At 65.7% G+C, this 13087-nt stretch carries 10 protein-coding genes; 8 read left to right on the top strand and 2 right to left on the bottom strand.

Annotated elements, in window-relative coordinates; genetic code table 11:
- The first annotated feature begins 214 nt into the window (after positions 1-214).
- From AAHM44_RS04455 to AAHM44_RS04440, 4 genes are all read left to right on the top strand, one after another.
- The gene (locus tag AAHM44_RS04455) at positions 215-1213 is read left to right on the top strand and encodes an XdhC family protein (RefSeq protein WP_342249224.1); all 999 of its coding nucleotides are present in this window, start codon (positions 215-217) and stop codon (positions 1211-1213) included.
- 111 nt (positions 1214-1324) lie between these two features.
- Positions 1325-2638: a c-type cytochrome gene (locus tag AAHM44_RS04450; RefSeq protein WP_342249187.1), complete on the top strand. Its 1314-nt coding sequence runs from the start codon at positions 1325-1327 to the stop codon at positions 2636-2638.
- A complete protein-coding gene (locus AAHM44_RS04445) occupies positions 2635-3111 on the top strand; it encodes a (2Fe-2S)-binding protein (RefSeq protein WP_342249186.1) in 477 nt (158 codons plus the stop codon). The genes AAHM44_RS04450 and AAHM44_RS04445 overlap by 4 nt, the downstream gene beginning before the upstream one ends.
- A complete protein-coding gene (locus AAHM44_RS04440) occupies positions 3108-5372 on the top strand; it encodes a xanthine dehydrogenase family protein molybdopterin-binding subunit (protein ID WP_342249185.1) in 2265 nt (754 codons plus the stop codon). Before AAHM44_RS04445 ends, AAHM44_RS04440 begins: the two co-directional genes overlap by 4 nt.
- Here the strand turns inward: AAHM44_RS04440 and AAHM44_RS04435 are convergent.
- Positions 5344-6261 (bottom strand): LysR family transcriptional regulator, encoded by a 918-nt coding sequence (locus tag AAHM44_RS04435; protein ID WP_342249184.1) that lies wholly within the window; start codon positions 6259-6261, stop codon positions 5344-5346. The two genes, AAHM44_RS04440 and AAHM44_RS04435, sit on opposite strands and share 29 nt — an antisense overlap.
- A 142-nt stretch (positions 6262-6403) precedes the next feature.
- Between AAHM44_RS04435 and AAHM44_RS04430 the strand changes: the two genes are divergently transcribed.
- The 4 genes from AAHM44_RS04430 (at position 6404) to AAHM44_RS04415 (ending at position 12269) form a co-directional block, all read left to right on the top strand.
- A complete protein-coding gene (locus AAHM44_RS04430; protein WP_342249183.1) occupies positions 6404-7597 on the top strand; it encodes an MFS transporter in 1194 nt (397 codons plus the stop codon).
- A 142-nt stretch (positions 7598-7739) separates the two neighbouring features.
- Positions 7740-8291 carry an RNA polymerase sigma factor gene (locus tag AAHM44_RS04425; RefSeq protein WP_342249182.1) on the top strand — a complete coding sequence of 184 codons (552 nt, stop codon included), beginning with the start codon at positions 7740-7742 and terminating at the stop codon, positions 8289-8291.
- 41 nt (positions 8292-8332) lie between these two features.
- On the top strand, positions 8333-9253 hold the full coding sequence (locus tag AAHM44_RS04420; RefSeq protein ID WP_342249181.1) for a FecR family protein: 921 nt from the start codon (positions 8333-8335) through the stop codon (positions 9251-9253).
- A gap of 235 nt (positions 9254-9488) precedes the next feature.
- Positions 9489-12269: a TonB-dependent siderophore receptor gene (locus AAHM44_RS04415; RefSeq protein ID WP_342249180.1), complete on the top strand. Its 2781-nt coding sequence runs from the start codon at positions 9489-9491 to the stop codon at positions 12267-12269.
- Between the two features lie 156 nt (positions 12270-12425).
- Here AAHM44_RS04415 and AAHM44_RS04410 read toward each other — a convergent pair whose 3' ends face one another.
- On the bottom strand, positions 12426-12959 hold the full coding sequence (locus tag AAHM44_RS04410; protein ID WP_342249179.1) for a hypothetical protein: 534 nt from the start codon (positions 12957-12959) through the stop codon (positions 12426-12428).
- Between the last annotated feature and the right edge of the window lie 128 nt (positions 12960-13087).

The following is a 13087-nucleotide window of genomic DNA, read 5'->3' as shown; positions in this document are numbered from 1 at the left end:
GGACGCGAACGGCGCCTGGCGGCGTCCGTCGCCATCACGGCGTTGGTGTCTGGAACCCGAAGAACGAGCGGGAGGCGCATGATTAGCAATCCAGCGGGTGTGAAAAGCGCTGGAGATGGCATCTGTCGGCGTCCGCAGCCGAGCCAGCAACCCGGTGCAAAACGGGTCAGCCGGCGCCAAGAACGCGGCCGTGCGCCTGGCTATTGGCCGATGGATGGCGGAACTGGACATTCTCCTGGAGCGCGCGCGCCAATGGGCCGGGTCCCCGCTTGCGCTTGCGACCGTATTGCAGACCTGGGGATCCGCGCCGAGGCCGGTCGGGAGTCACATGCTCGTTCGCGCCGATGGCGCCTTCGAGGGCAGCGTCTCCGGCGGATGCGTCGAGAATGACGTGCTCTTCACCGCCATGCGGCATGCCCTGGCCGGCGGCTCCTCGCGTCACACCTTCGGTGTCGCGGACGAAGCTGGCTGGCAGCATGGGCTGCCCTGTGGCGGCACCATCGAGATCCTGGTACAGGCCGTCCGCGACGATTGCTTCCCACAGGGACTTTTCTCAGAACTCGCCGCGTCCCGCGCCGGGCGGACCGAATTCGCGACATCAACCGACCTGTCGACCGGTCGTACGCATGCGGGCATCCGCCCAGGCTCCTTCATCAATGTCTATCGCCCGCGGCGGCGCATGCTGATCGTGGGCGCGGTCCAGATCGCGCAAGCCCTGTCGCGTTTCGCACGCGAGCTGGACTTCGATGTGAGCATCATCGATCCACGTACGGCATATCTGACGGCGGAGCGGTTTCCCGGCATGCGCCGCATGGATCAATGGCCGGACGAGGCCATAAGGGCGGCACGGCCCGACACGTCCACCGCCGTGGTAACGCTCAGCCACGACAGCAAGATCGATGATCCGGCGCTGATCGCCGCATTGGCTTTCCCGACAGGGTATGTCGCGGCATTGGGCTCCGAGCGCAGCCACCGGGCGCGCCTTGATCGCCTCCGGCAGCATGGCCTGCGGGAAGGCGCGCTCCGCCAGATCGAAGGGCCGGCCGGTGTTCCGCTTGGGGGAAGGGGTGTGGCCGACATCGCCTTGTCGATCGCGGCAGGGGCGGTCAGGCGCCTGAGCGAAGCGCCCGATCTGATCACGATCGGGGAGGGACTGTCCGGTCCGTTTCCGGAACCGGTGCCGCTTCGAGCCCCAGCCTGCCGGGCTCTGTGAGTTTCGTCCAAATCAGCGTCTGATCCGCCAATATCGCGGACGCCGCTCCGCAGCACTTTCCGCGCAACCCAGGGGCGAGAAGAGCATGGATCAGCGCGAGGTTGTGCAGCGATGAAGGCATTTGCTTCCCGGGCGGCAGCGCTCTGGCGCAGGCCCGCGATACGCTATGGCCTGCCGTTCCTCGCCTCGGCGGGCATATTCGCGCTCGCGCTGACCTGGCGACCCGCGATCGCGCCGATTCCCGTCCCGCCGCCAGCGTCCTTTCCGCAAGCGCAGGTTGCGCGCGGCGCGGTGCTGGCCAGGCTCGGGGATTGCGCCGTATGCCATACCGTCGAAGGCGGGCGGCCGCTGGCCGGCTCGCGTCCCCTGGCTACGCCCTTCGGCACACTCTATTCGGACAATCTGACCCCCGATCCCGATACCGGCATCGGCCATTGGTCGGCCGCGGCCTTCCGGCGGGCGATGAAGGACGGTGTGAGCCGAGACGGGTCGCACCTCTATCCAGCACTTCCCTATGAGCATTTTACTCATGTGACCGACGATGATCTCGACGCGCTCTATGCCTATCTAATGACCAGGCGTCCCGTGCGGGAAGCGGCGCCGTCCAATCGCCTGATCCCGCCTCTGGGCTTCCGCCCGCTTCTCGCCGGGTGGAAGATGCTCTTCCTCCGCAAGGGACCCGTTGCCACGGATCCCGGCCGGTCCGCCGAATGGAATCGCGGAGCCTATCTCGTCGAGGGACTTGGGCATTGCGGGGGATGCCATACGCCGCGAAATCTCGCAGGCGGGGAGAACCGCTCGCGCGCCTATGCCGGCGGCCTTGCAGAGGGCTGGCGCGCGCCGCCCCTCGATCGCACCAATCCCGCCGCCCGTGCCTGGACGCCTGATGCGCTCTACACCTATCTGCGCACCGGCATTTCCCCGGACCATAGTGCTGCCGGCGGGCCGATGGGGCCGGTCGTCGAAAGCCTTTCAAGCGTCCCCGAGGCGGATGTGCGCGCCATCGCCACCTATATCGCCTCGCGCATGGCCGGGCGCGAGAGCCCCGTCCGATCCCGTCCGACACCCGATGATCCGGCCCGGGCGGCAGGGCTCTTCCCCCAGGGGGCAACGCTCTTCGCCGGTGCGTGCGCCGGTTGTCATGGGCAGGGCGCGCCGATGCTGGGCCAGGGGCGGCCGGCGCTCGGTCTCGCCACCAACCTGCGCGACGAGGATCCGACGAGCGCCATCCAGGCGATCCTTCTCGGTCTGGAGCCCCCGGTCGCCGGCCGGGGGCCCAAGATGCCGCCTTTCGCCGACAGCCTGACCGATGCCCAGATCGCCGCCGTGCTTGGTTACGCCCGGTCCCGCTACACCGATCGGCCGGCCTGGCCGAATCTCGATCGTGCGGTTGCCAGGGCGCGCAAGGAGAGCGCACAGCAATGACCCTCACCATCCATCTCAACGGCAAGGCCCAGGCCGTGGCTGCGGATCCGGAGACACCGCTCCTCTATGTCCTGCGCGACGAACTGGGGCTCAATGGCGCCAAATATGGCTGCGGCCTCGGCCAATGCGGCGCCTGCACGGTCCAGCTCGACGGCAAGGCGATCTTTTCCTGCATCACGCCGGTGGGCGCCGTCGGAGACCGGGCCGTGCGCACGGTCGAGGGCCTTGGTTCGCTCGACCATATGAGCCCGCTCCAGCAGGCCTTTCTCGACGAGCAGGCCGCGCAATGCGGATATTGCATCGCCGGGATGCTCATGCGCGCCCAGGCACTGCTCGACGTCAATCCACATCCAGGCGAAGCCGAGATTCGCTCTCACATGCAGCCCAATCTTTGCCGGTGCGGGACGCACATGCGCATCCTGCGCGCGATCCGCCGGGTTGCAGGGCAATCCGGCAAGGGGGCTGCGGCATGAGCCAGTCGCTTCGCCCGGGCGCGCTCACGCGGCGCGATATATTGGCAGCAGGCGGCCTGCTCGTCACCTTCTCCCTTTCGGCCCGCAGCTTCGCCCAGCTTGCAGGCGGCGGGGAGGGCGGGGCTGCCCCCAAGGCCGTGCGGCCTGACCTGCCGGGCAGCCTCAAGAGCAATCCCGATCTCGAATCCTGGATCCGCATCGCCCCTGACGGCGCCACCACGGTCTTCTCAGGCAAGGCCGAGCTGGGGCAGGGGATCAGGACCGCATTGCTCCAGGTGGCGGCTGAGGAACTCGACCTGCCGCCCGCCGCCATCACGTTCGTGACTGCCGACACCGCGCGAACGCCCGATGAGGGACTGACCGCGGGTAGCCACTCCATGCAGGATGGCGGCACCGCCCTTGCCAATGCCGGCGCCAATGTCCGGATGCTTCTGACCAACGCGGCCGCGAAAATCTGGAATGTCGCCCCCGATCGGCTGTCGACCAGCGGCGAGGGGCATATCGTCGCCCCGGACGGCCGCCGGCTTCCTTATGGACAACTTGCCGCGACGCTTTCGCGCCATGTCGAGGCGGTGGCCGATGCTCCGCGGCGCGACCCGCGGGGCTACCGGACGATGGGGCGCAGCATCCCGCGCGTCGACATTCCGCCCAAGCTCGTCGGCGGGGAAGCATTCGTGCAGGATCTTCGTCTGCCCGGCATGTTGCATGCGCGGGTCGTGCGGGGACCGAGCTACGGCACCAGGCTCGCCGCGCCGCAACTCGCCGCCGCCCGGGCCATGCCGGGCGTGGTCGCCGTGATCGAGAATGGCGACTTCTTGGCGGTCGTCGCGCGCCAGGAATGGCAGGCGATCAAGGCGATGCGGGTCGCGCAGCAAAGCGACTATATCCGGACCCTGCCGCCGCTGCCGGCCGCCGACGGCCCGCGTCACCTGCAATCGATGCCATCGCGCGAGATCGTCGTGCTCGACACGCATGACGGAAATCGCTCGGCGTGGAAGACCGTGCGCGGCACCTTCTCCAGGCCCTGGTACAGTCATGGGTCGATCGGTCCGTCCTGCGCGGTGGCACAGTTCAGGGACAGCGAGCTGACCATCTGGTCCCATAGCCAGGGTGTGTTCGACATGCACCGGGCGATCGCGGAGCTTGTCGGCCTTGCGCCGGACAAGGTGCGCTGCATCCATAGCCCATCGGCGGGCTGTTATGGCCAGAACGGCGCGGACGATGTGACGGCCGAGGCCGGTCTAATCGCCATGGCGCTGCCCGGGCAGCCCATCCGCCTTCAGTGGATGCGCGAGCAGGAATTCGGCTGGGAACCCTGCGGCTGCGGCATGGTGACGAAGGTCGAGGCCGCGCTCGGACCGGACAGGCGGATCGCGCACTGGAACTATGAAGTGTGGAGCAACTCCCACAACACGCGCGCGGTCAAGGCTGGCGGCTATCTGGCCGCGCAGCAGATCAGGCCGGGCTTCGCTCCCCAGGAAGCCAAGCCCATTCCCATGCCGGAGGGCGACGGCGACCGGAATGCCAACCCGCTCTACGCCATCCCGAATATGAACGTCCTCTATCATTTCGTGCCGGAAATGCCGCTGCGCGTGTCGGCGCTGCGCTCGCTCGGCGCGCATCTCAACGTCTTCACCATCGAAAGCATGCTGGACGAGCTGGCAAGAGCCGGCGGCGTCGACCCGCTGGCCTTTCGCCTCGCGCATATGCAGGACGACCGGGCACGCGCCGTGATGATCGAGGCCGCGGGCCGCTTTGGCTGGTCGCATCGCCCGGCAGGCGATGGCCGGCGCGGATGCGGCATGGCATTCGCGCGCTACAAGAATATCGGCGCCTATTGCGCCATCGCCATGGAAGTGGAGGTCGAGCCGGAAACAGGCGTCATTACCGTTCACCGCGTGCACGCCGCCGTGGATGCCGGGCAGCCCGCATCTCCCGACGGCATTCGCAACCAGGTCGAAGGCGGCATCATCCAGTCGCTGAGCTGGGCGACCCGCGAGGCCGTAAGCTTCGATGCGACCCGCCGTACGAGCTTCGATTGGGGAAGCTATCCGATCCTGCGCTTCGAGGACGTGCCTGGCGCAATCGATGTCCATGTCATGGATCGCCCGGGCATGCCGTTCCTTGGCGCCGGCGAGACCTCGCAGGGCCCGGCTTCGGCAGCACTCGCCAACGCGGTTGCGGATGCGACCGGCGTTCGGCTGCGCGACATGCCGCTGACGCCCGAGGTCGTCAGGGCCGCGATCGGTCCTGGCGGTTAGGATGCGCGCGCCCCGGATCCCCAAGGGCGTGCTCGAGCGCCGCGACGAACATCCGCACCCTGGCCGGCACCAGCCTCGATGTCGGATAGACGGCCCAGATCGCAAGCGGCTCGGGCTGGGCCTCCTCGATCTCGATCGGGACGAGTGTGCCTCGCTCGACATCGTCCGCAACATTCCACGCCGAGAGATTGGCGATGCCAAGGCCTGCGCGGCAGGCCTGATGCAGGGCCTCGATCGAACTCGCGGTGAAGGGGCCGCCGACCTTCTGCCGCACCGTTCTGCCGCCTCGCAGGAACGTCCAGTGGGACGTTCTGCTTGCCGCCAGGCAGGCGCGATCCGCAAGCTCGCCCAGAGACCGGGGCATACCATGCCGCGCGACATAGGCCGGCGACGCGCAGAGCAGCCGCGGATTGTCGGCCAGGCGCCGGGCCACGAGATGATTGTCCCGCAATTTCGCGATGCGTACGGCCAGGTCGATCCCCTGGCCGACGATGTCGACCTGGTCGTCGGTGAGCAGAAGATCGACCCGCAAGCCCGGATTGTCGGCCATGAACGGCGCGATCATCGGGGTCACGACCTTGCGCCCGAACGCGGTCGATGTGGTGATCCGCAACTGGCCCGAGACCCCCGAGCCGCTCGGTCGCAGCGCGGCGAGCGCATCCGCCTGCTCGTCGAGAACCGTCTGGGCGAAGGCGAGAAAAGTCTCGCCCTCGGCGGTCGGCGACAAGGCACGGGTCGTCCGGTGGACAAGACGGGCGCCGACTTCCTTCTCGAGCGCGGCCAGGCTTCTGGAGGCGCCCATCGCGTTGAGGCCGAGGCGACGCGCCGCCGCGGCCAGGCTGCCGGCCCGCACGGCCTCGACAAAGACCCGAAGGTCAGCAAAATCCATTATAACGTTTCCGGTTATTCTGGCCGAACAAATGATCCGACTACACCGGATCGCGATGCAATTCCATATTCGTCGAAACCGAAGCCGTCCGCCCGTTGCGCCCGAGAAGCGTGCCGGGATGCGCTTTCATGAGGACTTCCATATGCAAGACACCGTTATAGCGCGGGAAACGGGAACCGCCCGCAAGGCTATCGGGCGGGGACTGACCTTCGTCATGGCCGTGGCCTCGGGCCTCGCCGTCGCCAACATCTATTACAACCAGCCGATGCTCGGCATCATGGAGAAGGACTTGCCGGGTGGCATCACCGGGCTCGTCCCGACCGCTACCCAGCTCGGCTACGCGATCGGCCTGTTCGCGCTGGTACCGCTCGGCGATCTCGTCGAGCGCCGGCGCCTGATCGTCATCCAGTTCCTTGTCCTCGGCCTGGCATTGGTCGGTGCGGCACTGGCGCCGTCTCCGCTGCTCCTGCTCGCCGCTTCGCTGGTACTCGGCTTCGCATCGACCGTCGCCCAGCAGATCGTGCCCTTCGCCGCGCATCTGGCAGCGCCCGAGAAGCGCGGTGCGACCGTCGGCACGGTCATGTCCGGCGTGCTGTGCGGCATCCTCCTGAGCCGGACCCTCTCCGGGTTCGTCGCGGCGCATGAAGGATGGCGCGCCATGTTCTGGCTCGGCGTTCCGCTCGCGCTCGGCGCAGGGGCCCTGATGGCATCGACGCTTCCGCGCAGCCAGCCAGAGACCGGGCACAGCTATGGCAGCCTGATGGTCTCGCTGGTCCATCTGTGGCGCGAGTTTGGCGAGCTGCGTCTTGCCGCTGTGACGCAAGCGCTGCTCTTCGGCGCCTTCACGTCCTTCTGGTCGATCCTCGCGCTCCATCTGCAGGAACCGCGCTTCGGCCAGGGAGCGGAAGTCGCCGGGCTCTTCGGGATCGTCGGCGCGGTCGGCATTCTCGCGGCACCCATTGCAGGGCGCTTTGCCGATCGCCGGGGTCCGCACAAGGTGATCCTTGCAGGCACACTCCTGACTGTCCTGTCCTGGGCGATGTTCGGGCTCTGGTCGTCGATCACCGGACTGGTTGTGGGATGTATCCTGCTCGACTTCGCGGTGCAGAGCGTCCTCGTTTCCAACCAGCATATCGTCTACGCGCTTCGTCCCGAAGCGCGGGCGCGGCTCAACACGATCTTCATGGGCTCGATGTTCCTGGGAGGTGCCGCTGGCGCCGCGGCCGCGACTGCTGCCTGGGGCATGGGCGGTTGGACAGCGGTATCCGTGCTTGGCGTGGGGCTGGCACTCGCCGCCGCGTTACTGCAGCTGACCGGCCTGCGCAGGGCCAGATGAACCGTGGCAGGGGAGCGGAGCGTCATCTATCGCTCCGCCCCCGGCTGCCGGTCGACATCGCCGAGCGCGAGCCGACCCCGTTTTGTCATATTGCCGCCTCCGGCTCGTTTCTCCTTCGAAGGACGCAGGAGACGCGTGGCGCATGACCCAGGCCGAAAACGCAAGCGAGGCGCTTGACTGGGGCACGCTACGTCCCCGGCTGGTGCGTTTCTTGACACGGCGCACCGGCTGCGTTGCGACCGCGGAGGATGTCGCGCAGGATCTCTGGTTGCGCATTGGCCCGCGCCGGCTCGAGCGCGGCGACGAGATCCTCAATCCCGCTTCCTATCTTTTCGCCGCCGCGGCCAACCTGGCTCGGGACGATCTGCGTGCCCAACGGCGACGCGATTCCCTCAAGGCCGAAGCGATGTCGCTCGTCATGGACGGGCTGCAGGACATGACCGTCAACTCGCCGGAACGCTGCGCCCTAGCGAGCGAGGAGCTCGCGCGTACCATGGCCGTGATCGACGCGTTGCCAGCCCGAACCCGGGAGATTTTCACGCTCAACAGGTTTGAAGCGATTCCGTACCGGCAGATCGCGAGCCGTCTCGCCATCTCGACGACCGCCGTGGAGAAACACATGAAGCGAGCCCTTGATGCACTGGCCCTGCTTCGCGCGGAGGAATCCGGCCAGCGGACGGCTTCGAAGAAATAGGGGGTTGGGCGCTGACGATCGGGAAGCGTCTACCATTCGTCATGGAGAGGATCGCGCCGAAGGAAGAAGACCTGTCGTCCGCTGCTCGCGGATGGGTCGCAAGGCTCGTTTCGGGTGATACGGACGAAGACGAGCTTGCCTCGTTTCAGGCATGGCGTGCGAGCAGCACGGCACATGCCGCAGCCTTTGACGACGCGCGGCGTCTCTATGCGATCACCGCCGCCCGGCCCGAGGTCGAGCGAGCCTTTCGCCGAAGCGCGGGCACGCGCCGGCGCCTGGTCTGGGGCGCCCTTGCGGCCTCGTTTCTGCTGGGCGTGCTGCTCGTCCGGCCCGAGTTTCTCTTCCCGCCCGATTTCAGTGTCGCCGATGGGCCGGCCCATGGGGTCGTTCTGCAGGACGGATCGCGCGTCCTTCTCGACGGCGCAAGTGCCATCGACGTCCATTTTTCGGCCAGACGCCGAGAGATCGTGTTGCGGCGGGGGAGGGCCTGGTTCGACGTAGCGCATGATCCGGGGCGGCCTTTCGTCGTTCTTGCAAAGGGTGGCCGGGCGACCGCCATCGGCACGGCCTATACTGTCGACGCGACAGGCAGCGCCGGGGTCGAGGTCGATGTGCTGCGAGGCACGGTGCGTACGGAACAAAGCGGTTTCATCCGTGTCGTGAGGGCAGGGCATGCTGCGCGCTGGAGCGGAAGCGGCCCTGTCGAGATGCGTCGGTCGAGGGAGCGCCTGGCCTGGCTTGCCGGCCACATCGTGATCGACGGCCAGCGCTTCGCCGACGCCGCCGCGCTGCTCGATCACTATATACCAGGGCGCATCGTGGTTCTCGGATCAATGCGAAATGCCCGGGTCGGCGGAGTGTTCGCCACCGACCGGGCGGAGCAGGGGTTCATGGCGCTTGCACGCTCCCAGGGGGCTCGGGTGCATCGGATCGGCGGGCTCATCCTGGTATCCGGATGGTAACCTCCACGAACTTCCCCAAACATCACTCGACATAGACAGAGCAACGGTCCGGAAACGGCGATCCGTTTCGCCGACAGGCAAGCGCACTTTCCGGTTCGAAGGTGCTGGCCGGCTATCTCCGCAATATTTTTTCGTACCTCCCGGTTGGGCGCTTGCCCCTGACCCTCGTCATCCCGGTAATCGTCGTTCAACAAGGGGAAGGGTCCTCGCCGGCGATGCTAGGGGGTTTCCAGACGTGAAGACCATTGCTCGCCGCGCTTCCATCTTCCCGCGTTGCACCACGTCGCTTGCTGCACTTGCCGTCGCGCTGGCTGCGAGCGTCTCGCCCGCCTGCGCACAGGATAGGGCGACGCGACCGGCCGTTCAGGACACCCGCGAGTTTCACATCGCCGCGCAGCCGCTCGACCAGGCCCTCAAGGAATTCGCCAGAGCCGCGGATGTGCAACTGGCCTATTCGGCCGAGCTCGTTGCCGGGCGCTCCTCACCCGGTGTCGATGGCAGCTTCACCGTCCAGGAGGCGCTGGCCCGGTTGCTCGCGGGTACCGGCCTTGCCTCCCACATGTCCGATGCGAGAACCTTCAGCCTGGCGCCGGTCGTCACCGTGGACGGCGAGCGTGTGACCGGTGCGGTGCGCATCGAGGGCGGCGCCGGCTCACCCTATTTCGGCGGCGCCGGTCGCGATGCGGGCGTGAACGGCGTCAATGGATCGCGCGACATCACCGCGACCGAAGGGACGGGCAGCTTCACCTCGGGCGCTGTCACGATCGGCAGCAAGGCACCCCAGGCCATCAAGGACGTGCCGCAATCGGTGTCGGTCCTCACCAGCCAGCGCCTGCAGGAGCAGAATGTCACCGATTTCAGCTCTGCCATGAAGCAACTACCCGGCGTCACGTTGACGCAAGGCCGCAGCAATCTCGAAACCAACTTCCTCTCGCGCGGATTCGTGATCAGGAGCATCCAGGTCGATGGCGGCGCGCCCTTGCCCACCTCGGATACCGGTTTCCAGCCGCAAATCGACATGTCCGTCTATGATCATGTCGAACTGCTCCGAGGCGCGTCGGGCGTCCTCACCGGTTACGGCGACCCATCGGGAACGGTCAACCTTGTCCGCAAGAAACCGTTGGATCATGCGCAGTACACGATCGATGCCCAGGCCGGAAGCTGGCAAAATTACCGCGTGGTCGCGGACGCCACATCACCTCTCGCGTTGAATGGCGCCCTTCGAGGCCGCCTTGTCATGACCTATCAGAACAACCGCAATTTCTATGAAGGGGCGAAGGACAGGAAGAACATCATCTATGGCATTGCGGAACTCGACGCGACGCCGACGACGTTGCTGACTGCCGGGCTCACCTATTCCAACCAGAATAGCCGGCCCTGGTTCGGCGGCTTGCCGCGCTACTCCAATGGCGCCGACATCAAGCTCCCGAGATCGACGTCCTTCGCCTTTCCCTGGAACCGATGGAATTTCGACACGACCGAAATCTTCGGCAGTGTCGAGCAAAAGATCCATTCGGACTGGAATCTGAAGGTGAGCGCCACCTATAATCGGCAGACCAGCCAGTACAAATATGGATATGTGCAGGGGGCCGTGGACCCCGATACCGGACGAGGCGCATCCTTTCAGGCTTCCTACGGCGACACCGCGAGCAAGCAGCTCTCCTTGGAGGCGCTCCTCACCGGAGCCTTCAGTATCTTCGGTCAACGACAGGAAGTGACGATGGGTGCCAGCCGCGTCGTAAGCGATGCCGGCGGGCAATATGACTACCAATCCGTCATTCCGGGCTCTTGGGACCAGCCTTATCAACCCTATTCCGGCGGCCCGCTTTTTTGCGGGGATACGAGCATTTGCCCCTCGGGACTATATTATCCCCCGGTCAACGTAAGAGACTTTCATCTTGGCGACCCGCTATATTCCGAACCGGCAAATCCGCTGCCCGTGGCTTACTATCCGAAGAATAAAACCGTCGAATATGGCGCCTACGTCAATGTAAGACTCACCGCCTTCAACCGGTTGCATCTGATGGCGGGAGTACGGTGGAGCTGGCTCAACACGAATAGCGTGCAACAGGGTCTGTGCACGAATACCTACTCGCCTTGCACGACAATCGGAGCCATCAATCGCACCACCTTGACGAGGTATAAGGTGAGCAATTTCAGCTGGCCGCCGGCTGTGACCGGTTCGTTCGACATTACCAAGAGCCTCACGGCCTATGTCGGCTATACCGACATTTATCGTAGCCAAGCCAACTTCGTGAAGCCCGATCGGACGCCGATCGATCCTCTAACCGGCGCGAATTGGGAAGGAGGACTCAAATGGGCACCGCGCGGCGGAAAGCTCAATGTCAGCCTGTCCGCCTACCGCCTCACGCAAAAAGGGTTCCAGCTGCGAGACTTCTCGTATCCGCCCTTCTTGCAGGTCGGCCCCGGCGTGACCTGCTGTTTCTACAACAATCCCGACGGAAAGTACGAAGCGAAAGGCTTCGACTTCGACGCCACCGGAGAAGTGTTGCCCGGCTGGCAGATCGCGGCGAACTTCACCTATTCGACCAACAAGCAGACCGGATCGGGTACGCCGCGGGAGGGGCAACCCTTCACGTCGCAGCAGCCCAAGAACCTCTACAAACTCTGGACGAGCTTTGACTTTGGCGCGTCCGGTTTCAAGAAAGGCTGGCTGTCGGGCCTGACCGTGTCGGCGGGCATCAACGGGCAGTCCTCGTCCTATTATAGCGGCTCGGTCTGCGTCCATCCCGGGCCGCCGGATCCGGTTACGGGGTATAGCCAGTGCACCTCCTATGACGTGCCGGACACCGTCCCGTTCGCATTCACGGTGCCCGCTTATGTGGTCGCCTCGGCCCGCATCGACTATCGCATTTCCGGAACCTGGTCGGCATCTCTCAATCTCGAGAACCTGTTCGATAAAAGCTATTATCAATCGGTGGGGTCTTCGCCGGACGCTGGTAATTGGTACGGAACGCCGCGGAGTTTCGCTGCCGCCATTCACGCAAAATGGTAATCGGCAACCGGTGTCTCCGCCGCACGCGGGGACACCGGTTGGTCAGCGGGGCTCGACGCACGCGATGCGCCGTGACGGATCTGGCCGACCTGTTCTCATATTCACCGCACGCAGGGTCAACGATCTTTGCTCGCCTGCCGCCGGAGAGCGAGCTGCCTAGGTACGCCGCAAGCCCTCGATGCGTCTCAACACCTGATCGATCAGTGCCATCGCCTCCTCGGTAAGCCGGACATGCGTGGTTCGCTGATCCTTTCCCGAACGCTCCTGAAGGATCAGGCCGCGGGAGGTCATCTCGTGGATATAGCGCTGGGCGGTCGACGTCGGAACGCTGCTCGCATGCGCGGCGCTCATGAACGGCGTGTCGCGCGCGCTTCGCATCGCGACATAGATATCGAGCAGGATCATCCAGCGCGCTTCATCGATGTCAGGGAGCTGTTCGGTTCGTATGCGCGCCTCGCGCGCCAGTCGCCTGGCCAGGTCCACTGAGCCAATGTCTGGTTCTACGGCGCGGTCGGATGCAGGTGCCTTTGATACGACAACGCCGGCGCCGACCGTGCGAACCGGGACAGGCAGCGAGCCGCTGCGCTGGCCGTCGCCCGCTTCGCCTGATTTGCCCGTGCGATGCTTCATGCGCTGACTGGAACGAGCCAGCACGCGCGGAATTGCAGCCACGGCGTAGCCGACCGACACGCGAGCGCGGGATAAACCGGGCGACTTCGCCCAGCAGCGCACCCGGCTTTGCGAATCTCATGTCGCTCGCTCGTTCTCCCAGAAATGCGACGGCTCGAAGAGCCCGGTGATGCTTGCAGTCCGCCGCA

It is taken from the genome of Sphingomonas sp. OTU376 (genome assembly GCF_038440415.1).
In the GTDB taxonomy this organism is placed as follows: Bacteria; Pseudomonadota; Alphaproteobacteria; order Sphingomonadales; family Sphingomonadaceae; genus Sphingomonas; species Sphingomonas kyeonggiensis_A.
This window is presented reverse-complemented; position numbering and strand designations above follow the sequence as displayed.